General features: G+C 54.9%; 27 protein-coding genes. 18 read left to right on the forward strand and 9 right to left on the reverse strand.

Features of this window, described 5'->3' with window-relative positions:
* Positions 1 to 255 (reverse strand): glutaredoxin 3, encoded by a 255-nt coding sequence (gene grxC, locus HA43_RS10545; RefSeq protein ID WP_039381226.1) that lies wholly within the window; start codon positions 253 to 255, stop codon positions 1 to 3.
* Positions 256 to 273: 18 nt separating this feature from the next.
* A complete protein-coding gene (locus HA43_RS10550) occupies positions 274 to 705 on the reverse strand; it encodes a rhodanese-like domain-containing protein (protein ID WP_039381227.1) in 432 nt (143 codons plus the stop codon).
* Positions 706 to 954: 249 nt separating this feature from the next.
* Here HA43_RS10550 and envC point away from each other — a divergent pair, with 249 nt between their 5' ends.
* The 4 genes from envC (at position 955) to HA43_RS10570 (ending at position 5,395) form a co-directional block, all read left to right on the forward strand.
* Positions 955 to 2,256, forward strand: a complete 1,302-nt coding sequence (gene envC, locus HA43_RS10555) for a murein hydrolase activator EnvC (RefSeq protein ID WP_039381228.1) — start codon at positions 955 to 957, stop codon at positions 2,254 to 2,256.
* 3 nt (positions 2,257 to 2,259) lie between these two features.
* Positions 2,260 to 3,159, forward strand: a complete 900-nt coding sequence (locus tag HA43_RS10560) for a divergent polysaccharide deacetylase family protein (protein WP_071668660.1) — start codon at positions 2,260 to 2,262, stop codon at positions 3,157 to 3,159.
* Positions 3,160 to 3,261: 102 nt separating this feature from the next.
* Complete coding sequence (locus HA43_RS10565; RefSeq protein WP_094111632.1) at positions 3,262 to 4,491, forward strand: glycosyltransferase; 1,230 nt, start codon at positions 3,262 to 3,264, stop codon at positions 4,489 to 4,491.
* Positions 4,484 to 5,395, forward strand: coding sequence for a hypothetical protein (locus HA43_RS10570; RefSeq protein WP_094111633.1), 912 nt, complete (start codon positions 4,484 to 4,486; stop codon positions 5,393 to 5,395). The genes HA43_RS10565 and HA43_RS10570 overlap by 8 nt, the downstream gene beginning before the upstream one ends.
* A gap of 30 nt (positions 5,396 to 5,425) precedes the next feature.
* On the opposite strand, the gene tdh is transcribed toward HA43_RS10570, so the two are convergent.
* Positions 5,426 to 6,454 carry an L-threonine 3-dehydrogenase gene (gene tdh / locus HA43_RS10575; protein ID WP_071668639.1) on the reverse strand — a complete coding sequence of 343 codons (1,029 nt, stop codon included), beginning with the start codon at positions 6,452 to 6,454 and terminating at the stop codon, positions 5,426 to 5,428.
* Positions 6,451 to 7,662 carry a glycine C-acetyltransferase gene (locus HA43_RS10580; RefSeq protein WP_039381234.1) on the reverse strand — a complete coding sequence of 404 codons (1,212 nt, stop codon included), beginning with the start codon at positions 7,660 to 7,662 and terminating at the stop codon, positions 6,451 to 6,453. Before HA43_RS10580 ends, tdh begins: the two co-directional genes overlap by 4 nt.
* Before the next feature lie 230 nt (positions 7,663 to 7,892).
* Between HA43_RS10580 and rfaD the strand changes: the two genes are divergently transcribed.
* The 5 genes from rfaD to HA43_RS10605 are packed head-to-tail and all read left to right on the forward strand — an operon-like array spanning position 7,893 to position 12,895.
* Positions 7,893 to 8,825, forward strand: coding sequence for an ADP-glyceromanno-heptose 6-epimerase (gene rfaD / locus HA43_RS10585; RefSeq protein WP_039381236.1), 933 nt, complete (start codon positions 7,893 to 7,895; stop codon positions 8,823 to 8,825).
* 17 nt (positions 8,826 to 8,842) lie between these two features.
* Positions 8,843 to 9,901 (forward strand): ADP-heptose--LPS heptosyltransferase RfaF, encoded by a 1,059-nt coding sequence (gene rfaF / locus HA43_RS10590; protein ID WP_071668642.1) that lies wholly within the window; start codon positions 8,843 to 8,845, stop codon positions 9,899 to 9,901.
* The gene (gene rfaC, locus HA43_RS10595) at positions 9,889 to 10,851 is read left to right on the forward strand and encodes a lipopolysaccharide heptosyltransferase RfaC (RefSeq protein ID WP_094111634.1); all 963 of its coding nucleotides are present in this window, start codon (positions 9,889 to 9,891) and stop codon (positions 10,849 to 10,851) included. The genes rfaF and rfaC overlap by 13 nt, the downstream gene beginning before the upstream one ends.
* Positions 10,852 to 11,760, forward strand: coding sequence for a hypothetical protein (locus HA43_RS10600; protein ID WP_094111635.1), 909 nt, complete (start codon positions 10,852 to 10,854; stop codon positions 11,758 to 11,760). It abuts the gene before it with no gap.
* The gene (locus HA43_RS10605) at positions 11,738 to 12,895 is read left to right on the forward strand and encodes an O-antigen ligase family protein (protein WP_094111636.1); all 1,158 of its coding nucleotides are present in this window, start codon (positions 11,738 to 11,740) and stop codon (positions 12,893 to 12,895) included. Before HA43_RS10600 ends, HA43_RS10605 begins: the two co-directional genes overlap by 23 nt.
* Before the next feature lie 102 nt (positions 12,896 to 12,997).
* On the opposite strand, the gene HA43_RS10610 is transcribed toward HA43_RS10605, so the two are convergent.
* The gene (locus HA43_RS10610; RefSeq protein ID WP_039381247.1) at positions 12,998 to 13,966 is read right to left on the reverse strand and encodes a polysaccharide deacetylase family protein; all 969 of its coding nucleotides are present in this window, start codon (positions 13,964 to 13,966) and stop codon (positions 12,998 to 13,000) included.
* 299 nt (positions 13,967 to 14,265) lie between these two features.
* On the opposite strand from HA43_RS10610, the gene HA43_RS10615 reads away from it, so the two are divergent.
* From HA43_RS10615 to coaD, 8 genes are all read left to right on the forward strand, one after another.
* A complete protein-coding gene (locus HA43_RS10615; protein WP_094111637.1) occupies positions 14,266 to 15,390 on the forward strand; it encodes a glycosyltransferase in 1,125 nt (374 codons plus the stop codon).
* A gap of 42 nt (positions 15,391 to 15,432) precedes the next feature.
* Positions 15,433 to 16,542: a glycosyltransferase family 9 protein gene (locus tag HA43_RS10620; RefSeq protein ID WP_094111638.1), complete on the forward strand. Its 1,110-nt coding sequence runs from the start codon at positions 15,433 to 15,435 to the stop codon at positions 16,540 to 16,542.
* A complete protein-coding gene (locus HA43_RS10625) occupies positions 16,539 to 17,540 on the forward strand; it encodes a glycosyltransferase (protein WP_094111639.1) in 1,002 nt (333 codons plus the stop codon). The genes HA43_RS10620 and HA43_RS10625 overlap by 4 nt, the downstream gene beginning before the upstream one ends.
* 72 nt (positions 17,541 to 17,612) lie before the next feature.
* Positions 17,613 to 18,689 (forward strand): putative lipopolysaccharide heptosyltransferase III, encoded by a 1,077-nt coding sequence (gene rfaQ / locus HA43_RS10630; protein ID WP_094111640.1) that lies wholly within the window; start codon positions 17,613 to 17,615, stop codon positions 18,687 to 18,689.
* The gene (locus HA43_RS10635; RefSeq protein ID WP_094111641.1) at positions 18,682 to 19,815 is read left to right on the forward strand and encodes a glycosyltransferase family 4 protein; all 1,134 of its coding nucleotides are present in this window, start codon (positions 18,682 to 18,684) and stop codon (positions 19,813 to 19,815) included. The genes rfaQ and HA43_RS10635 overlap by 8 nt, the downstream gene beginning before the upstream one ends.
* A gap of 85 nt (positions 19,816 to 19,900) precedes the next feature.
* The gene (gene waaA / locus HA43_RS10640) at positions 19,901 to 21,175 is read left to right on the forward strand and encodes a lipid IV(A) 3-deoxy-D-manno-octulosonic acid transferase (protein WP_094111642.1); all 1,275 of its coding nucleotides are present in this window, start codon (positions 19,901 to 19,903) and stop codon (positions 21,173 to 21,175) included.
* Positions 21,176 to 21,178: 3 nt separating this feature from the next.
* Positions 21,179 to 21,955, forward strand: a complete 777-nt coding sequence (locus HA43_RS10645; protein ID WP_071668649.1) for a glycosyltransferase family 2 protein — start codon at positions 21,179 to 21,181, stop codon at positions 21,953 to 21,955.
* Positions 21,952 to 22,437 carry a pantetheine-phosphate adenylyltransferase gene (gene coaD / locus HA43_RS10650; protein WP_039381263.1) on the forward strand — a complete coding sequence of 162 codons (486 nt, stop codon included), beginning with the start codon at positions 21,952 to 21,954 and terminating at the stop codon, positions 22,435 to 22,437. Before HA43_RS10645 ends, coaD begins: the two co-directional genes overlap by 4 nt.
* On the opposite strand, the gene mutM is transcribed toward coaD, so the two are convergent.
* The 4 genes from mutM to radC form a co-directional block, all read right to left on the reverse strand.
* Positions 22,438 to 23,247 (reverse strand): bifunctional DNA-formamidopyrimidine glycosylase/DNA-(apurinic or apyrimidinic site) lyase, encoded by an 810-nt coding sequence (gene mutM, locus HA43_RS10655; protein ID WP_039381267.1) that lies wholly within the window; start codon positions 23,245 to 23,247, stop codon positions 22,438 to 22,440. It lies immediately after the preceding gene.
* Between the two features lie 78 nt (positions 23,248 to 23,325).
* Positions 23,326 to 23,493 carry a 50S ribosomal protein L33 gene (gene rpmG, locus HA43_RS10660; protein WP_001051798.1) on the reverse strand — a complete coding sequence of 56 codons (168 nt, stop codon included), beginning with the start codon at positions 23,491 to 23,493 and terminating at the stop codon, positions 23,326 to 23,328.
* Between the two features lie 11 nt (positions 23,494 to 23,504).
* Positions 23,505 to 23,741, reverse strand: coding sequence for a 50S ribosomal protein L28 (gene rpmB, locus HA43_RS10665; RefSeq protein WP_010616494.1), 237 nt, complete (start codon positions 23,739 to 23,741; stop codon positions 23,505 to 23,507).
* A 243-nt stretch (positions 23,742 to 23,984) separates the two neighbouring features.
* Positions 23,985 to 24,641 carry a RadC family protein gene (radC, locus tag HA43_RS10670; protein ID WP_094111643.1) on the reverse strand — a complete coding sequence of 219 codons (657 nt, stop codon included), beginning with the start codon at positions 24,639 to 24,641 and terminating at the stop codon, positions 23,985 to 23,987.
* Between the two features lie 189 nt (positions 24,642 to 24,830).
* Between radC and coaBC the strand changes: the two genes are divergently transcribed.
* The coding region (coaBC, locus tag HA43_RS10675; protein WP_128083809.1) for a bifunctional phosphopantothenoylcysteine decarboxylase/phosphopantothenate--cysteine ligase CoaBC at positions 24,831 to 25,530 on the forward strand (700 nt) is incomplete at its 3' end.

Below are 25,530 nucleotides of genomic sequence, written 5' to 3' on the forward strand. Positions count from 1 at the left end.
TTAAGCCTGAAGCAGAGGATCGAGTCCCTGACGCCCGTCCAGCGCGTAGAGATCGTCACAACCACCGATGTGCTGAGCGTCGATAAAAACCTGCGGCACCGTGGTGCGGCCACTGCGCCGGATCATCTCTTCACGTTTCATTGCGTCCCCATCAATAGGGATCTCCTGATAAGAAACGCCTTTCTGATCCAGTAACGCCTTTGCACGATGGCAGTATGGGCAGGTTACTTTGGTGTAAATCTCAACATTAGCCATGCGGAATACCTCAGATGATTATTTACCGCGAACCAGCGGCAGGTTTTCGCCACTCCAGCCGCTGACGCCATCTTTCAGGACAGCGACATGTTCAAAGCCTGCTGCGCTCAGCGTTGCTGCTGAATCGCCCGCGCTCTGACCGGTGGCACATACCACAATTATGGGCTGCGACTTGTGCTTTTCCAGCTCGCCGAAGCTGCCTTTTTTAATATCTGCTGCTGCTACGTTAACCGCGCCGGAAATATGTCCCTTGCGATAATCGTCGCGTGAACGCACGTCTACTACCACCGCGTTCTCTTTATTAATCAGATGGGTCGCTTCGCCACGGCTGATGGTTTTTACCTTAGAGAACATCCCTTTAACGGTGGTCACAATCACCAGAATAAGTAAAACGACCCATGCCAGACTAAGGATGGGGTGATTGCTTGCAAACTGCATGATTTCTTGCATGAGAGGTAACGACTCCAGACCGGGCTTATAAGCTAAAACAAGGGTTCTGAGTATACCTGCGCCACTTCGCATGTACAGTCGCGATGCGGGCAGAGATACGATTTGTGCGTCATTTTCCAAAAAAAATGTTTTAATCGCAAAATTCAGACAATGTTTATCGCGCTAAGCTTTAAAGCGACACGTTTCGTAATCTAAAAGCTGGCCGGGATAACTGGTAAGCGGCTGTTCATCGTGGAATAATTATCAACTATGAAGGGAAAAGCGCGCATTACACCTACAAGGACTCATTACAACGGCCCGGCTTCTCAGCTGGTATTCCGCTGGTCCCCCCTCTCCCTCAGCCTGCTGTGTGCGGGTATTTTTTTGCTGCCTGTTACCGGTTACAGCGCTGACGACAATAAAGCGCAGCTAAAAACCATTCAGCAAAGTATCGCGGAAAAAGAGAAGAGCGTTAAAGCTCAGAAAGTCGAGCGCAGTAAACTGCTCGATCAGCTCCGAAGCCAGGAGAAGATTATTGCCCAGGCGAGCCGTCAGCTACGCGAAACGCGCAATAGCTTAAGCACGCTCGACAAAGAGGTTGCTCAGCTTACCGCCTCTATCTCCCGCCTTGAAAAGCAGCAGACGCAGCAGGAAAGCCTGCTGGCGCAGCAGCTCGACGCCGCTTTTCGCCAGGGGCAGCATAATGGTGTACAGCTGCTGCTGGGCGGCGCAGAAGCGCAGCGCAGTGAACGCATCCTGGCCTATTTTGGTTACCTCAACGCCGCGCGGCAAAAAAATATCGATGAGCTGCGGCAGACCCGGCAGCAGCTGGCTGAGCAGCGTCTGACCATGCAGAGCAAACAGCAGCAGCAAAAAAATCTGCTCGTTCAGCAGCAGGCGCAGCAAAGCAAACTGGAAAACGCCAGCGCCGCCCGCAAAAAGACCCTCTCCGCGCTGGAGAATGCGCTGGAAAAAGATCAGGCAGACCTGGTTGAAATGCGTCAGAACGAAAGCCGTCTGCAGGATAAAATTGCCAAAGCAGAGCGCGAAGCGCGTCAGCGGGCCGAGCGCGAGGCGCGTGAAGCCGAGAAGGTGCGCCAGCGTCAGGCGCAGGCCAAAGCGAAAGGCTCCAGCTATGCCCCCACGCAGAGCGAGCGTGAGCTGATGGCGCGTACCGGCGGACTGGGGCGCGCAGGCGGCCAGGCTTTCTGGCCGGTACGCGGCAGAATTGAACACCGCTTCGGTGAGGCGATGCAGGGTGAGCTACGCTGGAAAGGACTGGTAATCGACGCACCGGAAGGCACCGAAGTGAAAGCGATTGCGGATGGACGGGTACTGATGGCCGACTGGCTGCAGGGCTACGGGCTGGTTGTGGTACTGGAGCACGGTAAAGGCGATATGAGCCTGTACGGCTATAACCAGAGCGCACTGGTAAGCGTCGGTGCACAGGTCAAAGCTGGTCAGCCGGTGGCGCTGGTAGGCACCAGTGGCGGCCGCGGTACGCCGTCGCTCTATTTTGAGATCCGCCGTCAGGGCAAAGCTGTTAACCCACTACCGTGGTTAGGAAGATAAGTGCTGTTTTTATCCCGAACGTTACCCGCTCTGCTATGCGGCTCGCTTCTGAGTTTCAGCGTGCAGGCGGCAAAATTAGCGATTGTCATTGATGATTTTGGCTACCGTCCCACCGAAGAGAACAAAGTGCTGGCGATGCCGGCAGCCATCTCTGTTGCCGTACTGCCCAACGCCCCGCATGCGCGTGAGATGGCAACCAAAGCCCATCAGCGCGGTCATGAAGTATTGATTCACCTGCCGATGGCGCCGCTCAGCAAACAGCCGCTGGAAAAAGATACCCTGACGCCGGAGATGAGCAGCGACGAAATCGCCCGTATTATCCGTGAAGCCAGCGGTAAAGTTCCCTACGCGGTTGGCCTGAACAATCATATGGGCAGTAAAATGACCTCCAGCCTGCCTGGCATGCAGAAAGTGATGCAGGTGCTGAATCACTACAACTACTATTTTCTCGACAGCATGACCATCGGCAATAGTCAGGCCGTTGCAGCGGCGCAGGGCACGCAGGTCAAAGTCGTGAAACGCCGCGTGTTTCTTGATGATAATCAAAATGAAGCGATGGTACGACAGCAGTTTACCCGGGCGGTTAAGCTGGCACAGCGGGACGGGTTTGCTATCGCTATCGGCCATCCGCACCCGACAACAGTGCGCGTGCTGCAGCAGATGCTGCCTTCCCTTCCGGCTGATATTACGCTGGTTACGCCAGGACAGCTGCTGAATGAGCCGCTGCGTCACAGCGCAAAACCTGCTGCAGCCTCTCCGGCTAAACCCGCCAGCGTGCGCTTCCGCGCGCCTGCCATCTGTAAAGTCAGTGCCGCGCCAGTGCCGCAGCAGCGGGCAGTGGAAATTATCGGCGAAGGCCTGATGCAGAACCCTTTCATGCTCAAACTGAAAGCGCTGTTTTAAAGCAGCGGTGTGGGCCACCGCACCGCTGACATTCACATTGCAGCCAGAAAGTTTATACTCTTGCCGGAAAACTCACGGCACAGAACAAGGACATCAGCAGGAATGACGCCGCATAAACGAAAAATTCTACTGCTTGATAATGGTCGCGAGTGGGGCGGCGGCACGAATAGCATGCTGGAATTACTGAAGCGGATCGATCGTAACCAGTTCGATATTACCTGCTGCTTTTATCATAATTATTCGCGCGGCAATAACGAAACCATTGAGCAAATTCTTGGATCGTTAACGATTCCGGTGACGTTTATTCCGCAGCGCAGACAACCTCTCTGGGCAAAAATCAGCAAAGAAATAGTCCGCACGCTGCTTTTTTTCAGCAAAGAGAGCAGAAAAAAAGCGATTCATTTTGTGGATCGCCGATGGCGTATTATCCCGAACGCGCACAAGATTGGCGCGCTTCTGCAATCCGGGCAGTTTGACCTGCTTTATATGAATAATCAGCCCAGTACCAACACTGAAGGCTATCTGGCAGCCCGCCCGCTTAATATTCCGGTGGTTCAGCACTGCCGTATTGACCCGGTACTGAATCGCCAGCTGGTCGCGATGCTGAACCGGGACTGTGAGGCGATTATCTGCGTTTCGCACGGTGTCAGTCATACGCTGCAGCGTCATGGTGTCCATCAGCATCTCTGTCATACCGTCAGCAATGCCATCGATATCCACCAGCCGTTACCCGATCGTACCGCGGTTCGTCAGGCGCTGCAGATTGCCCCGGAAACCTTTGTGTTTGGCTCTATTGGGTCACTGATAGCGCGTAAAGCCAATCACCATACGCTGAGCGCACTGGGCCGGTTTCACCGCCTTTACCCTCACGCTGACTGGAAAATGCTGATTGTCGGTACCGGTCCGGAACAGGCTAACCTTGCACAGCTGGCAGAAAAAGAGCAGATTGCTGACCGCATCGTTTTCACCGGTTTTAAAAATAATGCGCTGGATTTTCTGGCCGCGTTCGACACGTTCATACTGGCCTCGCAAAGTGAAGGCTTACCCCGCGTGGTGCTTGAAGCGATGCTGGTCAATACTGCCGTTATCGGATCGCGGGTAACCGGGACAGCTGAGCTGATTGAACACAACCAGACCGGTCTGCTGTTTGAATATGGTGATATTGCAGAGCTGACACAGCAGCTGATCGCTCTGTGGGAGAACAGAGAATTACGTCAGAAATTAACCGACACGGCTGCCGGAAAGGTACGCGAACATTACGCTATTGAAAACTATATTCAGGGCGTAGAAACGGTTCTGGCTAATGTTATTCAGGAAAAGAGTCATGCTTAATTTTTTTAATAAACGTTTCCGCCATATTCGCGCGCGGCACAATATTCCCTACAGCCAGAGTCGCGTGCAGGGCAAGACTCCTGTCACCTCCGTGGTGATCCCGTGTGCGGGTGAGGACTATATTGAAGAAGCGCTGCTCAGCGCCTGCTTTGCCAGCCGTTTTGCCACCAGCGTCACGGAGATTGTTATCGTCAGCGACCAGCCCGCGACACAATTTGGTGAGCTGCCGGCAAAGACCCGCGTTGCCACGCTGACCATTCCGCACCGTGAAGAGAGCTACCGTTATAAACAGATTTACCGCAGCCGGCTGATCAAACTGCAGGCGCCTTTGCAGGCCAGCGGTGACGCGGTTCTGATGATCGACTCTGACCTCAACCTGCTTAAAGATCCTGCCCTCAGCCTGCGTGAAGGCCATCTTTACTCCAGCTTCAGAGAAGGCAGAATGATTGCCAAACTTGAAAATGCGGCTGAGGAGCAGATCCCGGCTTACTATAAACCCGCCATCCGGCCCTATCTGGTTGACCATGTCAACGGCGCTTATCTGGCCGCCACGCGTCAGACCTGGAAGCGTATCTGCCCGCTGTGGCTGACGCTGTTTCAGGATACCTGGGAGCTGATGAATGATAATCAGCCCCCCACCGATCAGCTGCCGCTCTCTGCGCTGCTGGATATGCTCGATCTGGTTACGGTTAACCTGGGCGAGTGGGCAAACTGGCCGGTCTCCAAGCGCATCGGCGGAACGGCAGCGGTCATTCCGCCTGAGGTCATTGGCGCACACGGCGGTTTTCCGTTAAGCGAATGGCAGAAGTATCTGCAGGACCCGGCGCAGCCGCTGCAGTTTAAAGGTCAGGACTATACGCGCAAAGTACGCTACCTGACGGATGAAGAGAAAAAACGCGGCTGATACTACTCCGGCCTGCGGGCCGGAGTCCGTTTAATCCCAGCTCAGCACCACTTTCCCTGACCGTCCGGAGCGCATGTCATCGAACCCCTGCTGAAACGCGTCGATGTGATAGCGGTGGGTGATCACCGGCGTAAGATCCAGTCCGGACTGGATTAACGCCGCCATCTTGTACCAGGTTTCAAACATCTCACGGCCATAGATACCTTTGATAAACAGGCCTTTGAAGATGACCAGATTCCAGTCGATCGACATATCGCCGGGTGGAATGCCCAGCAGCGCAATGCGTCCGCCGTGGTTCATGGTTTCCAGCATCGTGCGGAAAGCTGCCGGTGCGCCTGACATCTCCAGTCCGACATCAAATCCTTCGGTCATACCGAGATCCTGCATCACGTCGCGCAGATTTTCCTGCGCCACGTTAACCGCACGGGTCACGCCCATCTCGCGAGCCAGACTCAGACGGTATTCATTCACGTCAGTGATCACAACGTGACGGGCACCTACGTGCCTGCAGACGGCGGCAGCCATAATACCAATTGGCCCGGCGCCGCAGATCAGGACATCTTCACCGGGCAGATCAAATGACAGCGCGGTATGTACGGCGTTGCCGAACGGATCGAAGATGGCTGCCAGTTCGTCAGAAATGTTATCGGGAATTTTAAACGCGTTGTATGCCGGGATAACCAGATACTCTGCGAAGCAGCCCTGGCGATTGACCCCCACGCCCACCGTATTGCGGCACAGGTGCGTTCGCCCTGCCCGGCAGTTACGGCAGTGGCCGCAGGTAATATGCCCCTCTCCGGAAACGCGATCGCCAATGGCGAAGCCTTTCACCTCCTGTCCCATGCTAACCACTTCACCGACATACTCATGTCCGGTGATCATCGGGACCGGAATGGTTTTACGCGACCACTCATCCCAGTTGTAGATGTGGATATCCGTACCGCAAATAGCGGTTTTACGGATCTTAATCAGCAGATCGTTATGACCCGGTTCCGGCACCGGTGCATCCTGCACCATCCAGATCCCCTCTTCAGCTTTCAGTTTGGCAAGTGCTTTCATTTTTCTGCTCCTGCAGCAATCACGCCCAGCCGCTGGCCGACGCGGATAAAAGCGGCGATAGCCTGTTCCAGCTGCGCCTGCGTGTGAGCGGCAGACATCTGCGTGCGGATGCGCGCCTGACCCTGCGGCACCACCGGATAGAAAAAGCCGGTGACGTAAATGCCTTCCTGCTGCAGCAGCGTGGCAAACTGCTGCGCCACGTTAGCCTCACCCAGCATCACCGGAATAATGGCGTGATCGGCGCCGGCCAGCGTGAAGCCTGCCGCGGTCATCTTCTCCCGGAAGAAGCGCGCGTTATCCCATAGCCGCTGGCGCAGACCGTCACCCTCACTCAGCAGATCCAGCACCCGCAGCGAGGCCGCGACAATTGCCGGAGCCAGCGAGTTAGAAAACAGATAGGGACGAGCACGCTGACGCAGCCACTCCACGACCTCTTTTTTCGCGGCTACATAGCCGCCGGAGGCACCGCCCAGCGCTTTACCTAACGTTCCCGTGAGGATATCAACGCGATCCATCACGTCGCAGTATTCATGCGTGCCGCGCCCTGCTGCGCCGATAACGCCCACCGCATGAGAGTCATCGACGATGACCAGCGCATCAAACTCCTCCGCCAGGTCGCAAATCCCCTGCAGATTGGCAATCACGCCATCCATAGAGAACACGCCATCGGTAGCGATCGCGATATGCCGGGCACCTTTATCACGCGCCTCCTGCAGACAGGTACGCAGTGCCTGCATATCGTTATTGGCGTAGCGATAGCGCTGCGCCTTACACAGGCGTATGCCATCAATGATGGAGGCGTGATTCAGCGCATCGGAAATAATGGCATCCTCCGGACCCAGCAGCGCCTCAAACAGACCGCCGTTAGCGTCAAAACAGGAGGAGAAAAGAATAGACGCTTCCATACCAAGAAAGTCAGCCAGCTTACGCTCCAGCTGCTGATGCGTATCCTGCGTACCGCAGATAAAGCGCACCGACGCCATACCAAAGCCGTGGGAATCCATACCCTCTTTCGCTGCCTGAATCAGCGCCGGATGATTCGCCAGACCGAGATAGTTATTGGCACAAAAGTTAATGACCGGCGTGCCGTGATCAACGCTGATCTCCGCCTGCTGGGCTGACGTAATGCGACGTTCCTGTTTGAACAATCCGTCCTGACGCGTTGTCTCAAGCTGCTGACGGATTTGCGAATAAAACTGATTGGACATGATTCTGCTCCTTAGATCGCAAATTACCGGAGCATCTTACTGAGCAAATAGCAGGCAGACGATATTTCAGCCAGTTAAATGTTCGTTTTGCAGCATAGTTCACGCCGTAGTCAGCGTTTGTGCGATACGCCTCACGCATCTGGCTGTCCGGACAGGGCTGAAATGTTATGATGATGAGTATTCGTGCGTGAAACCTTCTGTTTCACCCTAACTGATTAAAGGCTAAGCATATGATTATCGTTACCGGCGGCGCTGGCATGATTGGCAGCAACATCGTTAAAGCGCTTAACGATCGCGGTCATAGCGACATTCTGGTCGTGGATAACCTGAAAGATGGCACCAAATTCGTCAATCTGGCGGATCTGGATATCGCTGATTATATGGATAAAGAGGAGTTTCTCTCTTACATCATGTCAGGCGAAGATCTGGGGCCGATTGAAGCGGTATTCCATCAAGGTGCCTGTTCCGCCACCACCGAGTGGGATGGCAAGTACATGATGGATAACAACTATCAGTACTCTAAAGATCTGCTGCATTTCTGCCTTGAGCGCGAGATCCCGTTTCTCTACGCCTCCTCTGCCGCGACCTATGGTGGCCGCAATGAGAACTTTATCGAAGAACGTCAGTATGAAGAGCCGCTGAACGTCTACGGCTATTCAAAAATGCTGTTCGATCACTACGTGCGTCAGATTCTGCCTGAAGCGGATTCGCCGGTGTGCGGTTTCCGCTATTTCAATGTGTATGGTCCGCGCGAAGGGCACAAAGGCAGTATGGCCAGCGTGGCGTTTCATCTGAATACGCAAATCAGCAACGGCGAGAACCCTAAGCTGTTTGAAGGCAGCGACAGCTTCCGCCGTGATTTTATCCATGTAGATGATGTTGTGGCTGTAAACCTGTGGTGCTGGGAGAACGGCGTATCCGGTATCTATAACTGCGGCACCGGACGCGCGGAATCGTTCCAGGAAGTGGCTGATGCCGTGCTTAAATTCCATCAGCAGGGCCAGATTGAGTACATTCCTTTCCCGGATAAACTCAAAGGACGCTATCAGGCATTTACCCAGGCCGATCTGACAAAACTGCGTGAGGCGGGCTATGACAAGCCATTTAAAACTGTCGCACAGGGCGTGGGCGAGTATATGGCCTGGCTGAATCGCAACGCATAAGGACACCCGCATCAGCGATGAAAATTCTGGTTATTGGCCCTTCCTGGGTCGGCGATATGATGATGTCGCAAAGTCTCTATCGCACTCTCAAGGTGGCGCATCCTGATGCGGTCATTGATGTGATGGCACCCGCGTGGTGCCGCCCGCTGCTGTCACGCATGCCGGAAGTGAATCAGGCGCTGGCGATGCCGCTGGGGCACGGCGCGCTGGCGTTGGGCGAACGCCGTCGTCTCGGCAAAACCCTGCAGGCCAGCGGTTACGATCGCGCTTATGTATTGCCGAACTCGTTTAAATCGGCGCTGGTCCCCTTTTTCGCCGGCATACCGCGCCGCACCGGCTGGCGCGGTGAAATGCGTTACGGCGTGCTCAATGATGTGCGGGTACTGGACAAAGCGGCGTTTCCGCTAATGGTAGAGCGCTATGTTGCCCTGGCGTATGACACGCCGGTAACCTCCGCTCAGCAGCTGCCACAGCCGCTGCTATGGCCGCAGCTGCGCGTAGAGGACGACGAAAAGCGCATGACGGCTGCGCAGTTTGGCCTCTCCACCGATCGTCCGGTTATCGGCTTTTGTCCGGGAGCAGAGTTTGGACCGGCGAAACGCTGGCCGCATTATCACTATGCTGCCCTGGCGGAACAGCTGATCGCAGAAGGCTACCAGGTCGTGCTGTTTGGCTCAGCCAAAGATCGCGACACCGGCGAGTCGATTCTGCAGGCGCTGCCTGAGCCGTTGCGTGCGCACGGCAAAAATCTGGCGGGTGAGACGCAGCTGGAGCAGGCCGTGATCCTGCTCGCCCACTGTCGCGCCGTGGTCAGCAACGATTCCGGTCTGATGCACATTGCGGCAGCGCTCAACCGGCCGCTGGTCGCGCTGTATGGCCCGAGCAGCCCGGATTTCACGCCGCCGCTTTCCCGTCAGGCCCGCGTTATCCGGCTAATCAGCGGCTATCACAAAGTGCGTAAAGGCGATGCCGCTGAGGGTTATCATCAGAGCCTGATCGACATTACCCCTGCGCGCGTGCATCAGACCCTGAGCGCGCTGCTACAGCCGGCGCAGGAGCAGACATGCACGTTTTAATCGTTAAAACCTCTTCGATGGGAGATGTTCTCCATACGCTACCCGCGCTTACTGACGCCATGCAGGCGCTGCCAGGTATCCGCTTTGACTGGGTGGTAGAAGAGAATTTTGCTCAGATCCCCGGCTGGCATCCTGCTGTAGATAAAGTCCTGCCGGTTGCAATCCGTCGCTGGCGCAAACACTGGTTTGGCAGTCAGCAGCGCGAAGAGCGCGTCGCGTTTAAGCGCAATTTGCAGTCGCGCCAGTATGATGTGGTTATTGACGCACAGAGCCTGATTAAAAGCGCAGCCCTGGTGACGCGTCTGGCAACCGGCACGAAGCATGGTCTGGACAGCCGCAGCGCGCGTGAGCCTTTTGCGAGCTGGTGGTACGACAGGCGCCATGAGGTCAGCAAGCAGCAGCACGCCGTTGAGCGCACGCGTGAGCTGTTTGCGAAAAGTCTGGGCTATGAAAAGCCTGCCACCCAGGGCGATTACGCCATCGCGGCACATTTTCTGACCCCCCGGATCGAAGCAGCCCCCTCCTGGCTGGTGTTTCTGCACGCCACAACCCGCGACAATAAACACTGGCCGGAAGCGCACTGGCGTGAGCTGATCAGGCTGCTGCAGCCCACCGGCCTGCAAATCAGGCTGCCGTGGGGTGCAATACATGAACAGCAGCGTGCACAGCGGCTGGCAGAGGGCTTTTCCCATGTAGAAGTCCTGCCAAAACTGACGCTGGAGCAGGTGGCGCAGCAGCTGGCAGGCGCGCGCGCAGTGGTCTCCGTCGACACCGGGCTCAGCCATCTGACCGCCGCGCTGGACAGACCCAATATTACGCTGTTCGGTCCCACCGATCCGGGTCTGATTGGCGGTTACGGCAGAAACCAGCATGCGCTGATCGGTAAGAATGGTTCTATGCAGGATATCGCAGCAAGTCAGGTTATTGATAAGCTGAAGGAAATTTTGTAGATGCGATCTTTTTTTAAACAATTATATCGCTATACGCACAGCAGAGGCCTAAGGCATAACGAAAATTTGTGGCCACATTTCTCCATCAAACGTGCTCCGGAAGGGCACATTAGTCAGCTCTTTTGGAAAAAAAGAGAAATTAATATAAAATCACTGGACTCTGCACTAAAAGCTGCAACAACGGATGTAACAATCGTTGCCACAGGTCCATCGGTCAGAGATACAGATTTTACATTATTAAGCAACACGACGTTTATTGGGGTAAATGGGGCTTATGAATTGCGAAAAGCGATAAGCTTTAGTTTTTATATTATTGTGGACAGGGATTTCATAAAGAACAGGTTCGATATTATCGAGAAGATAATTAACGACACTCAGTTAACACTGTTAATAACACTGCACTGCCTGAATGATTTACTCCTCAAAAAAAGCAGTGGAGATATACGCTGCGGTTTAACGATCATTGAAGATGTTAGCTATAAAATTTATCAGGAAAAGGTTAACCCAGAAGATTACACTACCGTTTATGGAAAATATCCAGAGTTCGATATCTATCCTGCAAGCCCGCAAACTGGTTTTTCATGGGATATCAGAAAAGGAATATTCGATGCCGGGACAGTAGCCTATTGGGCATTGCAGGTAGCGGTGTGGTTGGGAGCTACAAGGATATTTTTAGCGGGTGTAGATATGAATAATTTTTCCCTGCCCAGATTCTATGAAAACGAAAATGATAAGCAGCCAAGTTTCCTGCAGCTGAACTTTGAAAAATTAATAAAACCTGCTTTTTGTAAGGCCAGCCAGGGTCTGCAGAAAAAGGGCATAACAGTATATAACCTATCAATGAAAAGCGGATTGAGCGACTCTATTTTTAAAAAGGCAAGACTAAATGAACTTTTTACAAAAAAATAACTTACTGGAGAGAATCGCTTCTTTCTCTTTTATGTCTTTTATTTTCTTGCTTGTCATTTTTACTGACATCGGAAAAATAAACAATTTATTCTATATATCTTTCATTTCGATGGCTTTATGTATTTCTTCCTTTAAAAAAAGGAAAACCATGGCAGAACCTATCAACTGGCACCCCTATATTCTTGTAGGTTTTTTCCTTTTCTACTATAGCCTGTCTAATGTGTGGTCTGATAATCCTTCAAATTTTTTCTCTGCATTAAAACACTCTTGTTATCTGCTTTTTGTCCTGTACATCTGCAATCATATAATTAACAGATATGGATCAGTGGCTTTTTTTTCCGTAATTTTTTCCGCAAGCCTTATTCTTTTGGCGTTAACTATGTTCATGGTTAATAAAAGTCATTTATTATCAGGCCGGCTTGGGCATGCTTTTTTTGCAGCACCTCCTAATGTTATTGATTTAGGCGGATACTTTGCTATTGGAATTTTGAGCGGTCTCATTGTAGCCCGTGAGTCAGGAAGGCACTGGATTTATTTTCTTTGTGCCTTACTTTTTATCGGACTGCTTTTGACACAAAGTCGCGGACCGCTTTTATCGCTATTAATAGCTCTTGCCATCACCCTTACTAATTATAAAAAATATCATATCAAAAGCATTACATACATAATGTTAGCCATAGTTATAATTGGCATTTTCTTTTTTGTTAGTGATTATGGCCATCAGTTTTGGCTGAGAATAATTGCATCTTATAAACAAAGCTTCATCCGCTTTGGTATTTGGGAACATGGTATTAAAGAAGGTCTGACCCATCCATTTTTTGGGTGGGGGTTTGATAAAGAACTACGCTTTATAAATAGCATCAGGCAGCCTGTAACCACTACACATAGTGTTTATGTTGCTGCTTTCCTTAAGGGTGGCTTAGCAGGATTAGCGCTCCTGTTTGTCGTTATTGCCAGCGCTCTATTGCAGGCATATAAGAAGTTTCGTCATGGCAAAGAGCTTGAGGCTGCACTCTATATATTTTCACTGGTGTTTATCTCGACTCAGGGAATGTTTGTTATCAGCGGACCAGCAGAAATGTGGATTCTTTTCTGGATACCGCTAGCAGTAGTGCTTACTAAGCAAGAAAAATAAAATATGGCTGGCAGAAAGCTATTTCTGCCAGCCATACCTTCTCAATAGCATTAGTAATCTATACCTGAAGAGCCGGTTCAGAAAGCGCAAATCTGAAACGCATCAGCGTGCATGAGCTTTTTTATGCAAGGCATACTCTGTCAGCGTCATTCCCTGTACACGCGGCTGAAGCCAGATAAACAGCTGCTCCAGATCGTCGTACAGCCTGTCGATGTCCGCCTCCGTTTTAAACGTGGGACTGCCGTCTGGCATGAATTCAGAGGAGTGCAGCATAAACTCGATGTAATCACTGCCCTGATCGAGCGTCTGCGCAGCAACCTTTTTCATTTCATTCAGGTTGCCGCCGGTCGGGCGCAGCCAGTTAACTGAGGGACCACGCGGCTTGCCACGCAGCTGATTCCACGCCTTTTTAAACTGGTTGGTCATCGCGCCATAGCGATACTGAATGCTCATGGGCAACTCCAGCAGCGAACTGTTACCCGGCTTTGAGATATCGCTGGTGTCTATATAGTAAGCGCGATCGGGGAAATGACTATAGTCGGTTCCTCCGCTCCCCTGCGGGGCGCCGGATGAATTACGCCAGCTGACCCGGGGCGTCACGGAGCAGTCAACCAGATAACCGTTATCGATTAAAGCCTGCGCATAAACTTCGTTAAAGGCCCAGCGACCGGCGCGATGACTGGTCATTTTTTGCTGAAATGCATCCTCCAGCAACGCCGTCATAAAGGCGACCTTATCGCGTAAAACGGACTCAGGATACTCAATCAGATAGGGTTGATAACGCCAGTCATCCTGCGTCAGTTTATATTCCGGCGGGCTATACCAGGCGTGAAGATGCATACCGATCTCCCCCTGTCCGCGGGCCAGTAGATCCTGTCCGAACTCTACATAGGCAGGATCGCTCGCCATCTCGTAATTCGTCAGCCAGGTGGGTTTGAAGCCATACTTTTCGCACAGCCTCTGAAAGCGGGGCAGGAAGCTGACATTATGCGTTGTCACCTTTCCGCTGCGGTTGCGCCACAGGTTATCGCCTTCCGTATCCAGGGTAATCAAAAAGGCAGGCTTTTCCATAACTTGTCCGGTATATTTCACTGTTATCATCACTATGGTACGCACCGCCTGTGACAGGCGCAAACTTTTCCAGCGCCGCTGGCCGGGTCAGGGAGCAGCGCTCTGATTAAACCAGAATAGCGTGAATAAAAAGCAGGGCGGATTTATCTTTAGCTGCTTACCGCGCGCAGTTATGGCAGACTTTTTACAGCATTCGTTCATTTGCCGATAAACGTACTCATATCGGAAAGATAATAGATCAGTTTCACCACCAGGCTGACAGGCAGGCAGAGGTAGATAATTTGTCGAAACGCATTTTAATGGTGATCGATGGTTTGCCCGGCGGCGGCGCCGAAAAAGTCGTCTTAACGCTGGCTGAGGGTTTTATTTCCCTGGGACATCGTGTCTCGATTTTCTCTCTGCGAAAAATATGCGATTACCCTATCCCTGCAGGCGTGGATTATCAGGTGGTGTGCGATCACAGCGTCCGCCCGTGGCGAAAAATGACAGAAACCGTACGCCGTGCGCGCTTGCTGGATGAGGCGGTACGCCAGAGTGAAGCGCTGAACGGCAAGTTCAGTTTAATCTTTTCCCACTTACACAAAACCGATCGCATTGTCAGGCGAGCCCGATCGCTTGATTCAGCTAAAACCTGGTACTGCCTGCACGGCGTCTTTTCTGCCTCCTATCTGGGACGTAAAACAGGTTTTTCCCGCTGGTTAAAGCAGCTAAAAATACGTTATGTCTATCAGGGGCGTCAGCTGGTCGGCGTGTCGCAATATGTTATCGATGATCTGATAAAGAATGTCGGCGTCAGGCCACGCCTGACCCGCGTTATTTTCAATCCTTTCGACTTCGATCGGCTCGACGAGCTGGCGGCCGGGCCCTGCCCGCTGGCCGGCCAGAATTACCTTGTCCACGTAGGACGCATTCATGAGGCGAAACGTCAGGACCGCTTGCTTGAGGCCTATGCACGCAGCGGCATAATGGCTCCCCTGGTGTTGCTGGGTCAGGGCAGCGCGAAACTCCTGGAGGCGTTACGCCAGCAGGCACGGGACCTGGGAATTTCAGAGCGCGTCTGCTTCGAAGGCTTTCAGCAAAACCCCTATCCGTGGATCCGCCATGCTCAGATGCTGGTTATGAGTTCAGATAGCGAAGGGTTTGGCAACGTGCTGGTTGAGGCTTTACACTGCGGCACGGCGGTGGTCAGTACACGCTGCCCCGGTGGCCCGGCTGAGATCCTGACCGGCCCGCTCTCCCGCTGTCTGGCCGATCTGAACGCCGCGTCGCTGGCAGAAAAAATGCGCGATGTGTATGCCAGCCCCCCCGATTTGCAGCACCTCGATTTGAGCATTTATAGTCTGGCTACTATTTGTCAGCAATATCTGCAGCTGGATCCTGTAACAGAAACATCATTTTCAACGGCACGCCATGTTTCGAATTAAGAAATCCCCGGGGGGATGCGGCCAGAATATGGGGATAATTGCTTGACCTACATTATTATATTTATCATTTTTTGCCCGATTAAATGGGTAATGAAGCTGTTCCGGACGCGTAGCGGAAAAAACCTGGTCATTCAGACCGCCAAAATTGGCGATTTTATTAATATCACTCCGCTGCTCACGCACCTCGGGAAAAGCGATGCGCTGCTGAGCAGAAGCGTTGCGCCGCTCGCCAGCAATGACGCTACCCTTGAACACATCTGGTATATCGAAGAGTATCGTTCTGGCCTGCTGAAAAAGCTCAGGTTAGTCTGGCATCTGCTCAATCGCTACGACAACGTTTATCTGCTGCACCCGACCAACCTGAATCTGTTTATTGCCGCCTGCTGCAATGCGGATAATAAGCAGTTTCTGTCCAGCTATCGCCGCAAGGGATATCAGAACCTCTTCTATTACACCGCAAGCGGCGAAGTGCAGCATGAAAAAAATACGCTGACGCTGGAAAACTATCTGAAGCTGGCCGATCGCTCTTTCACCAAAGAGAGCTACCCCAAACACGCGACGCTGCCGCTATGGCAGCCTGCTTCCCTGCCCGCAGAGATGACAGCGTGCGCGGGAACGCGTATCGGTATCAGTGTGACCGCCGGTAATCAGGCCAAAACCATTCCGCCAGCTATCTGGCAGCGTTTGTTTGACCACCTGAGCGATCTTCACTGCACCTTTTTTGCTTTTGGTGCGCCAAATGAACAATCGCGCGTTCAGGAGCTATTCAAAACAGCCGGGCATCGCGACAACCTGATCAGTCTGGTGGGGAAAGTGTCGCTGGAAGCGCTGCCGGCCGTTATCGGCGAAATGGATTTTTATATCGCCTCCGATTCCGGCAATGTGTACATCGCTGATGCACAGCAGGTACCGGTGATTCTGATTTATGGTCCCTGCTGCGTAGAAGAGCAGAGGCCGCTGGGCGATGTACTGCTGATTGGTCCTGACCATATCGCGCCCTCTTCTTTTGTATTTGATGCGCAATATAAATTCGCGCATCCGGTTGAACAGCTTTTCAACCTGGATCAGCGTAAGCTGAGTGATATCCACGATTTTATTCGCACCCGACAGCAGCAGCGTCTGGCGCGCCGAAACAATGAAATGACCTCATGACAGCCCAGCCAGAACATTCCACGCCATTACTCAGCCTTATCATCCCGATGTTTAATGCCGGCACTGAGTTTGCTGCCTGCCTTCAGGCGCTGTTAGCCCAGACGCTGACCGACCTTGAGATCATCATCGTCGATGATGGCTCAACTGACGGCTCCGGCGAGCAGGCAGACGCTTACGCTGCGCGCTATCCGCATATCCGTGTGATCCATCAGGCCAACGGCGGCGTGTCACGGGCGCGAAATGCCGGCCTGACGATCGCGCGCGGTAAGTACGTCAGCTTTCCCGACGCCGATGACACCATGGATGCAGCGATGTATCAGACGCTGACGGAGATGGCAGAGCGTGATGGACTCGACGCAGCACAGTGCAACGCCGAGTGGTATTTCAAAGCGAGCCAGCGTACCAGACCGCTTATTCCTCACGATCGTCTCACCAGCACCGCTGTGCTGAGCGGACCTGAGTGGCTGAACACCGCGCTCAAAACGCGGCGTTACATGCATGTTGTCTGGCTCGGCATCTATCGCCGTGAGCTGATTACGCGCTGCAATCTGCTGTTTGAGCCGGGACTGCATCATCAGGATATTCCCTGGACCACGGAATTTATGTTTAACGCCACGCGCGTGCGCTATACCGATCGCGTGCTCTATCGCTACTACATGCATGACGCTTCCATCAGCAACCGTAAACGCACCGGCCAGCGCAACGTAGAGTATCAGCGCCACTATCTGAAAATTGCCCGGATGCTGGAAGAGCTGAACCAGCGTTATCGCCGTCATATCCGCATTTATCCGGCATTTCACTACCAGATCACGCATGAAGCGCTCAGCGTCTGTCACGCTATCCGGCGCGAGCCTGAAGCGGAAGCGCGGCAGGCGATGCTGGCGGATCTGTTCAGTACAGGGACGCATAAACGTATGCTGCGCAATGCGCGCGGCCTGAAACAGTGGTATCAGCTGCTGCTGTGGCTGAGCCGCATTTATCGCTGGCGCCAGAAATAAGCACCACTGCTCGCTTTAACCCCTTTCGGGTTTGCCCTACAATCGGCTCACTGAATCCTGAGATCAATAAGTATGGCAAGCCCGATTCCAGCCCGGTTCACACCACAATCTATTTTAGTGATCAAACTGCGCCATCATGGTGACATGCTGCTGACAACGCCTGTCATCAATGCGCTGCGCGCGCGTTATCCTGATGCACATATCGATGTGCTGCTCTATAAAGAAACCCGGCCGATGCTGGAAGCGCATCCGGCAATTCGCCAGCTGCATATTATCGATCGCAGCTGGAAAAAAGAGGGCAGCCTGCAGAAACTGCGCCATGAACTGGCGCTGCTCTCCGCCGTTCGCGCCTGCCGCTACGATCTGGTGATCAACCTCGCCGACCAGTGGCGCAGCGCCATTATTACCGGCCTGTCAGGTGCTGCGGTGCGCATCGGCTTTGCCTATCGCAAACGCGACAACGCCCTCTGGCGCTGGTGCCACAATCAGCGCGTCCCTACCACCCGGCATCATCAGCTGCATACGGTTGAACAGAATATGAGCGCGCTGGCTCCGCTCGGAATCGACGTAACAAATGCAGTCGCGTCGATGCATTTCAGCGAAGCCGATCGGCAGAAAGTAGATGTTTTGCTGGCGCAGCAGCAGATCGCCGGGCCGTTTATTGTGCTGCAGCCTACGTCGCGCTGGGTATTTAAATGCTGGGACGATGAAAAGATGGCGCAGCTGATCACGGCGCTCTCTGATGAAGGGCATACCCTGGTGCTGACGGCAGCGCCGGATAAAAAAGAGCTGGCGATGATAACGCATATTCAGTCGCTCTGCTCCGCCTCACGCGTGGTATCCCTTGCCGGCCAGCTGTCGCTGCCGCAGCTGGCCGCGCTAATCGACGCGGCGCAGCTCTTTATTGGTGTCGACTCTGCGCCGATGCATATGGCCGCGGCGCTGGATACGCCCTGCCTGGCACTGTTCGGACCGACAAAGCTGCAGCACTGGCGCCCGTGGGGCAATAATAACCGGGTGATCTGGGCAGGTGATTATGCACCGCTGCCGTCGCCCGACTCGATCGACACCCGCACGGAGCAGCGCTATCTTTCCGCGATTCCGGTCGCCGATGTGCTGACCGCCGCAAGGAGCTATTTGCATGAATAAAATACGTCTGGCTATCGTCCGGCAGAAATATCGCCCGGACGGCGGGGCCGAACGCTTTATTTCACGCGCGCTGGAAGCGCTGGATAGCGAGCAGCTGGATCTCAATATCATTACCCGCAGCTGGCAGGGCACGCCCAATCCCGCCTGGCATCTGCATATCTGCAACCCGGCAAAGTTTGGCCGTATCTCCCGCGAACGCGGTTTTGCACGTGCAGCGCGCGCCTGCTGGGAGCGGGAGCAGTTTGACCTTGTTCAGAGTCACGAGCGCATCGCCGGGTGCGATATTTTTCGTGCCGGCGACGGCGTGCATCGGGTCTGGTTAGAGCAGCGGGCGCGCATTGTTTCCCCGTGGCAGCGTCTGAGCGCAGCGCTCAGCCCGTACCATCGCTATGTGCTGCAGGCTGAAGCGGAGATGTTTAACGACCCGTCACTCAAAGCGGTGATCTGCAACTCTGAGATGGTGAAGCGGGATATCCTGCGCCATTTCACGCTGGATGCCGGCAATATTCACGTGATCCACAATGCCATTGACAGCAAACGCTTTCAGCCCGCGACATCCAGCCTGCGCCATGCGGCGCGCCATCAGCTGCGGCTGCCGCAGGACGCACACGTGATGATCTACGTCGGCTCCGGGTTTGAGCGCAAGGGGCTGAAAGCAGCAATTGAAGCGGTGGCGCAAACCGATCGCTATCTGATTGTGGTCGGTCAGGATAAACAGCTGTCGCGCTATCAGCAGCTGGCAAACCAGCTTAACTGTCTTGACCGCCTGCGCTTTGCCGGCGTTCAGCAGGATGTGCAGCCGTTCTATCACGCCGCCGATGCGCTGCTGCTGCCAACGCTGTACGATCCGTTTCCGAATGTGGTTCTGGAAGCCATGGCCTGCGGACTGGCGGTGATCACCAGCACTGGCTGCGGCGGAGCCGAGTTTATCCGCCAGGGTGAAGAGGGCTTTGTCTGCGACGCGCTGGATATTCGCGCGTTAAAAGAGGCCGTGCTGGCGGTGCCTGCCCTGTCAGATGACAACCGTATGGGCGCCGCCGCCCGCCGCCGGGTGGAACCTTACGGGCCTGAGCGGCTGGCAGATGCGCTGACCTCGCTCTACCAGCGCGTGCTGAGCCAGCGCTGACGAAGTGATGTGAGCAGGCGGTGAATTTCTGATAGTATGCCGCCTTTCTCCGGTTTTTTGACGCGAATATGTCGTAACGATAACTATGACAACCCTGTATACCGCCCTGCTCTATCTGATTCAGCCATTTATCTGGCTGCGCCTGTGGCTGCGCGGTCGCAAAGCGCCGGCCTACCGTAAACGCTGGGCTGAGCGATATGGCTACTGCACCGGCAAGGTTGAGCCGCACGGTATCGTGCTGCATTCAGTATCGGTAGGTGAAACGCTGGCTGCAGTACCGCTGGTGCGGGCGCTGCGCCATCGCTATCCGTCACTGCCCATCACCGTGACCACCATGACGCCCACCGGCTCAGAGCGCGCGCAGTCGGCATTTGGTAAAGATGTGCACCATGTTTACCTGCCGTACGATCTGCCCGGTGCCATTAACCGGTTTCTGGATACGGTTGATCCGCGTCTGGTGATCATCATGGAAACCGAGCTGTGGCCAAATATCATTCGCATCCTGCACCAGCGCGAGATTCCGCTGGTCATCGCCAACGCCCGTCTTTCTGAGCGTTCCGCCCGCGGCTATAAAAAGCTGGGTGGCTTTATGCGCGATCTGCTGCAGAGCATCACGCTTATCGCGGCGCAGAACAGCGAAGATGGCGACCGCTTTCTCAGCCTGGGCCTGAAACGGTCGCACCTGGCGGTCACCGGCAGCCTGAAATTTGATATCTCCGTTACGCCAGAGCTGGCGGCCAGAGCCGTTACGCTGCGGCGTCAGTGGGCATCGCGCCGTCCGGTGTGGATTGCCACCAGCACTCACGAAGGTGAAGAGGCCATCGTGCTGGATGCCCACCGCCAGCTGCTGCAGCAGTTTCCCGATCTGCTGCTGATCCTGGTGCCGCGTCATCCGGAACGCTTTAAGGATGCGTGCCATCTGACGCAAAAACGCGGCTTTACGTTTATGCTGCGCAGCAGCGGTGCGGTTCCTTCCGCCGCCACACAGGTCGTGATTGGCGACACCATGGGCGAGCTGATGCTGCTGTATGGCATTGCCGACCTCGCTTTTGTCGGCGGCAGTCTGGTTGAACGCGGCGGTCATAACCCGCTCGAACCTGCTGCTCATGCCATCCCGGTGTTGATGGGGCCGCACACCTGGAACTTCAAAGATATCTGCGCCAAATTGCAGCAGGCAGAGGGGCTGATCACGGTCAGCGACGCCGCTGCGCTGGAGAAAGAGGTCGCCAATCTGCTGCATGATGATGACTATCGTCGCTATTATGGCCGTCACGCCGTTGAGGTTTTGCATCAGAATCAGGGCGCGCTGCAGCGCCTGCTGCAGCTGCTGGAGCCTCATCTGCCACCGCGAGCACACTAATTTATGTCACAACGCCAACGTCTTTCGGTCGTGATGATCGCCCGGAATGAAGCTGAACTTCTGCCTGACGCGCTGGCATCTGTTGCCTGGGCCGATGAAATTATCCTGCTCGATTCGGGCAGCAGTGACGCTACTGCAGAGATTGCCCGGGCGCAGGGCGCGCAGGTGTATGAAGCGCTGCCGTGGGCAGGCTATGGCAAGCAGCGCCAGCGCGCGCAGGCATTCGCTACCGGAGAGATGATCCTGATGCTGGATGCTGACGAGCGCGTGACTCCGGCGCTGCGCCGCTCAATTGAGCAGGTGCTGTGCCAGCCGCCTTCTGCCACGGTTTATAGCCTTAGCCGCAGCAATTTTTTCCTCGGCCGTTTTATGCGTCACAGCGGCTGGTATCCGGATCGCGTGATGCGTCTCTATCCGCGCCATCTCAGCTATAACGACAATCTGGTGCATGAGTCGCTGGAGACGCAGGGCGCGCCCGTGGTGGCGCTGCCTGGCGATCTGGCGCACCTCACCTGCCGCGATCTGATAACGTTTCAGCGTAAGCAGATGAACTATGCCGAAGCCTGGGCGCAGGAGCGCTTTCAGCGCGGCAAGCGCTGCGGCCTGTTCGCCATTTTCTCCCATACGCTGGGGGCGTTTGCTAAAACGCTGCTGCTGCGCGCCGGCTTTCTTGACGGGAAGCAGGGCTGGATCCTGGCAGTGGTTAACGCACAGTACACGTTCAATAAATATGCCGCGCTCTGGGCGCTGCACCATACTTCTGCACAAGGCCGCGTATGAGTACGAAAGCGATATATCCCGGCACGTTTGACCCGATGACGCTCGGACACCTTGATATTGTCACGCGCGCGGCCCGCATGTTTGATCGCCTGGTCGTGGCGATTGCTGCCAGCCCCGGTAAGAAACCGCTGTTTACGCTGGACGAACGCGTCGATTTAGCGCGTCAGGCCACCGCGCATCTGACTAACGTTGAGGTCGTGGGCTTTAATGAGCTGATGGCTGATTTTGCCCGGACGCAGCAGGCGAACGTACTGGTACGCGGCGTGCGGGCGGTGGCTGACTTTGAGTACGAATCACAGCTGGCACAGATGAACCGCCATCTGCTGCCCGCGCTGGAAACGGTGTTTCTGCTGCCGTCGCAGGGCTTCTCATTTGTGTCGTCATCGCTGGTTAAAGAGGTGGCGCGTCACGGCGGTGACGTACAGGCATTCCTGCCTGCCGTCATTCATCAGGCGCTGCTGGCCAGACTGCAGCAGCCGTGATCAGTGCTGGCAGTGCGGACACCAGAAGGTGCTGCGCTGTCCATGCCGGCCGCTGAGGATCGGCGTGCCGCAGGCGCGGCAGGGTTCGCCAGCGCGGCCGTAAACCTGCAGCTGCTGAGCAAAATAGCCAGGCTTTCCGTCGGTCTGTAAAAAATCGCGCAGCGTGGTGCCTCCCTGCTCAATGGAGCGCAGCAGCACCGCTTTTATCGTGTCCACCAGCAGCGTCGCTTCCGCCTCGCTCAGGCTTCCCGCCGCCCGATCCGGCAGTATACCGGCGGTGAACAGCGACTCACTGGCGTAAATATTGCCCACCCCGACCACAATTTTATTGTCCATCAGCCACTGCTTGATGGCGGTACGCTTGCCGCGCGAGCGGGTAAACAGATAGTCACTGCTGAAGGCGTCGCTCAGCGGCTCCGGTCCAAGATGGGCCAGCACGCTGCTGCCCGCCGGATCGGCGCTCCAGAGCCACGCGCCAAAACGTCGCGGATCGGTATAGCGCAGCACTTTGCCGTTACTCATGACCAGATCGACATGGTCATGCTTTTCTGCCGGCTGTTCACCGGGCAGAATGCGCAGGCTGCCGGACATGCCGAGATGAATGATGATCCAGCCATGGGGCAGCTCCAGCAGCAGATACTTTGCCCGCCGCTGCACGCTCAGTACCGGCTGATCGCTCAGCGCGTGTATTTCACTGGAAACCGGCCAGCGCAGGCGCCCATTGCGCACAATAGCGTGCAGAATGGTTTCCCCCACCAGGTGTGGCTCAATACCGCGTCGGCTGGTTTCTACCTCAGGTAATTCAGGCATCGCATCTCCTCAACGTGTTGACATAGCGCACAAACAAAAAACCCGGCCGGAGCCGGGTTTTTCGCAAGAACACCAAAATTACTTAATTTTGGCTTCTTTGTAGATCACGTGCTGACGTACAACCGGATCGAACTTTTTCAGTTCCAGTTTCTCAGGTTTAGTACGCTTGTTCTTCGTGGTGGTATAGAAGTGACCTGTACCAGCAGAGGAAACCAGCTTGATCTTCTCACGAATACCTTTAGCCATGATTCAGTTCCTTAGTACTTCTCACCACGGGCGCGGATTTCGGCCAGAACCGTATCGATGCCCTTTTTATCAATAACACGCATACCTTTAGCAGATACACGCAGAGTAACGAAGCGCTTCTCGCTCTCAACCCAGAAACGGTGAGAGTGCAGGTTCGGCAGGAAACGGCGTTTCGTCGCGTTCATTGCGTGGGAACGGTTGTTACCGGTCACCGGACGCTTTCCAGTTACCTGGCAGACTCGTGACATTTCTATTCTCCAAAAATCAAATCAGCTCGAGCTTTAAAAACATAGGTTTTGGCCGCCTCGTCAGGCCTTAGCCCGCCAGGCGAGTTCCATGTGAACCCGCTAAGCTGGCCCAAACGCCAAACCCGAGATTCTCAAAGGTGGCGTAGTATACGCCGCTCAGCTCAAGTGCTCAAGTCCCGAACAGATAAAGATCCCTCCGGATCGCGCAAAAACGCCGCATTTCTGCCCGATTGAGGCGTAAAACTATAGCCAGCCGCGCTCAGCGAATGAGGTAAACTCGCCGTGACCGATCACCAGATGGTCCAGCAGGCGAATACTCAGCAGCGCGCAGGCCTGGGCAATTTTGGTGGTAATTTCCCGATCGGCACGGCTCGGATCGGCGTGTCCCGAAGGGTGATTGTGCGCCAGAATCACCGCTGCAGCGTTAATTTTCAGCGCTTCCCGCACAATTTCGCGCGGATGAACCTCCACGCTGCTGATTGAGCCGGAAAACATCTTCTGCGCCTGCAATACGCGATGCTGGTTATCAAGAAACAGCACCATGAAAATCTCCCGCTTCTCATGGGCCAGTACGCTTTGCAGATAGTGACGCGTGACCTGCGGATTCTCCATCACATTTTCACGCGCCAGCTGGCTGGCAAAAAAACGCCGTCCCAGCTCGGCTATCGCGTGCAGCTGGGTCAGCTTTGCCCGGCCAACGCCTTTAATCAGGCTCAGTTCTCGCTCGCTGGCGGTCATGATGCAATACAGTGAGCCAAACTCATTGAGCATCTGCCGCGCCAGCGTCATAACGCTGATGCCGCGCGTACCGGTGCGCAGAAAAATCGCCAGCAGCTCGGCATCATCCAGCGACTCTGCGCCCGCCTGTATCAGTTTTTCCCGTGGTGCCAGTTTCTTCATTGCGCTACTCCCTGTGGCGGAGCGTCAGGATGCGCGCTGGCGGTCAGCGATGCCAGTGCTGCATTTCTCTTTTCAGAGATGCCTCGCAAAGGGCACGGTCGGTGAACAGGCGGCCGGGCGGTTTTATGATAAAGTTGGCCTGTCTGCTGCGCCGGGCGCGGCATCATGCGTTAAGTTGAGGCAAACAACATGACTGGATTAGCCGGGAAAAAAATTCTGCTGGGCGTCAGCGGCGGTATCGCTGCCTATAAAGCGCCGGAGCTGGTGCGACGTCTGCGCGATCGCGGCGCCGAGGTGCGCGTAATGATGACCTCCGCAGCCCGCGCCTTTATTACCCCGCTCAGTCTGCAGGCGGTCTCCGGCTACCCGGTGTTTGATGACCTGCTCGATCCCGCTGCCGAAGCCGCAATGGGCCATATTGAGCTGGCGAAATGGGCTGACCTGATTGTACTGGCTCCCGCCTCGGCTGATTTAATCGCCCGCATAACTGCCGGGATGGCTAACGATCTGGTGACTACCGCCTGTCTCGCCAGCGACGCGCCGCTGGCGCTGGTACCGGCGATGAATCAGCAGATGTACCGTGCCGCCATTACGCAGGAGAACCTGCAGCGCCTGCAGCAGCGCGGCGTCATGATCTGGGGACCGGATAGCGGCAGCCAGGCGTGCGGTGACACAGGACCAGGCCGTATGCTCGATCCGCTGGCGATTGTGGCGCATGCGCTTGAGTGGGCCGAGCCAGTCCGCGATCTGCAGCATCTCAGTATCATGATTACCGCGGGTCCGACCCGCGAAGCGCTGGATCCGGTGCGCTATATCAGCAACCACAGCTCAGGCAAAATGGGCTACGCGATAGCCGCCGCCGCGGCCCGGCGCGGTGCGCGCGTCACGC

The organism is Pantoea eucrina, assembly GCF_002095385.1.
Classification (GTDB): Bacteria; Pseudomonadota; Gammaproteobacteria; order Enterobacterales; family Enterobacteriaceae; genus Pantoea; species Pantoea eucrina.

Bases quoted from the DNA above. Each gene is read 5' to 3' on its own strand.
- grxC (WP_039381226.1), bottom strand. From the start codon at position 255: ATGGCTAATGTTGAGATTTACACCAAAGTAACCTGCCCATACTGCCAT.
- HA43_RS10550 (WP_039381227.1), bottom strand. From the start codon at position 705: ATGCAAGAAATCATGCAGTTTGCAAGCAATCACCCCATCCTTAGTCTG.
- envC (WP_039381228.1), top strand. From the start codon at position 955: ATGAAGGGAAAAGCGCGCATTACACCTACAAGGACTCATTACAACGGC.
- HA43_RS10565 (WP_094111632.1), top strand. From the start codon at position 3,262: ATGACGCCGCATAAACGAAAAATTCTACTGCTTGATAATGGTCGCGAG.
- HA43_RS10570 (WP_094111633.1), top strand. From the start codon at position 4,484: ATGCTTAATTTTTTTAATAAACGTTTCCGCCATATTCGCGCGCGGCAC.
- tdh (WP_071668639.1), bottom strand. From the start codon at position 6,454: ATGAAAGCACTTGCCAAACTGAAAGCTGAAGAGGGGATCTGGATGGTG.
- HA43_RS10580 (WP_039381234.1), bottom strand. From the start codon at position 7,662: ATGTCCAATCAGTTTTATTCGCAAATCCGTCAGCAGCTTGAGACAACG.
- rfaD (WP_039381236.1), top strand. From the start codon at position 7,893: ATGATTATCGTTACCGGCGGCGCTGGCATGATTGGCAGCAACATCGTT.
- rfaF (WP_071668642.1), top strand. From the start codon at position 8,843: ATGAAAATTCTGGTTATTGGCCCTTCCTGGGTCGGCGATATGATGATG.
- rfaC (WP_094111634.1), top strand. From the start codon at position 9,889: ATGCACGTTTTAATCGTTAAAACCTCTTCGATGGGAGATGTTCTCCAT.
- HA43_RS10600 (WP_094111635.1), top strand. From the start codon at position 10,852: ATGCGATCTTTTTTTAAACAATTATATCGCTATACGCACAGCAGAGGC.
- HA43_RS10605 (WP_094111636.1), top strand. From the start codon at position 11,738: ATGAACTTTTTACAAAAAAATAACTTACTGGAGAGAATCGCTTCTTTC.
- HA43_RS10610 (WP_039381247.1), bottom strand. From the start codon at position 13,966: ATGGAAAAGCCTGCCTTTTTGATTACCCTGGATACGGAAGGCGATAAC.
- HA43_RS10615 (WP_094111637.1), top strand. From the start codon at position 14,266: ATGGTGATCGATGGTTTGCCCGGCGGCGGCGCCGAAAAAGTCGTCTTA.
- HA43_RS10625 (WP_094111639.1), top strand. From the start codon at position 16,539: ATGACAGCCCAGCCAGAACATTCCACGCCATTACTCAGCCTTATCATC.
- rfaQ (WP_094111640.1), top strand. From the start codon at position 17,613: ATGGCAAGCCCGATTCCAGCCCGGTTCACACCACAATCTATTTTAGTG.
- HA43_RS10635 (WP_094111641.1), top strand. From the start codon at position 18,682: ATGAATAAAATACGTCTGGCTATCGTCCGGCAGAAATATCGCCCGGAC.
- waaA (WP_094111642.1), top strand. From the start codon at position 19,901: ATGACAACCCTGTATACCGCCCTGCTCTATCTGATTCAGCCATTTATC.
- HA43_RS10645 (WP_071668649.1), top strand. From the start codon at position 21,179: ATGTCACAACGCCAACGTCTTTCGGTCGTGATGATCGCCCGGAATGAA.
- coaD (WP_039381263.1), top strand. From the start codon at position 21,952: ATGAGTACGAAAGCGATATATCCCGGCACGTTTGACCCGATGACGCTC.
- mutM (WP_039381267.1), bottom strand. From the start codon at position 23,247: ATGCCTGAATTACCTGAGGTAGAAACCAGCCGACGCGGTATTGAGCCA.
- rpmG (WP_001051798.1), bottom strand. From the start codon at position 23,493: ATGGCTAAAGGTATTCGTGAGAAGATCAAGCTGGTTTCCTCTGCTGGT.
- rpmB (WP_010616494.1), bottom strand. From the start codon at position 23,741: ATGTCACGAGTCTGCCAGGTAACTGGAAAGCGTCCGGTGACCGGTAAC.
- radC (WP_094111643.1), bottom strand. From the start codon at position 24,641: ATGAAGAAACTGGCACCACGGGAAAAACTGATACAGGCGGGCGCAGAG.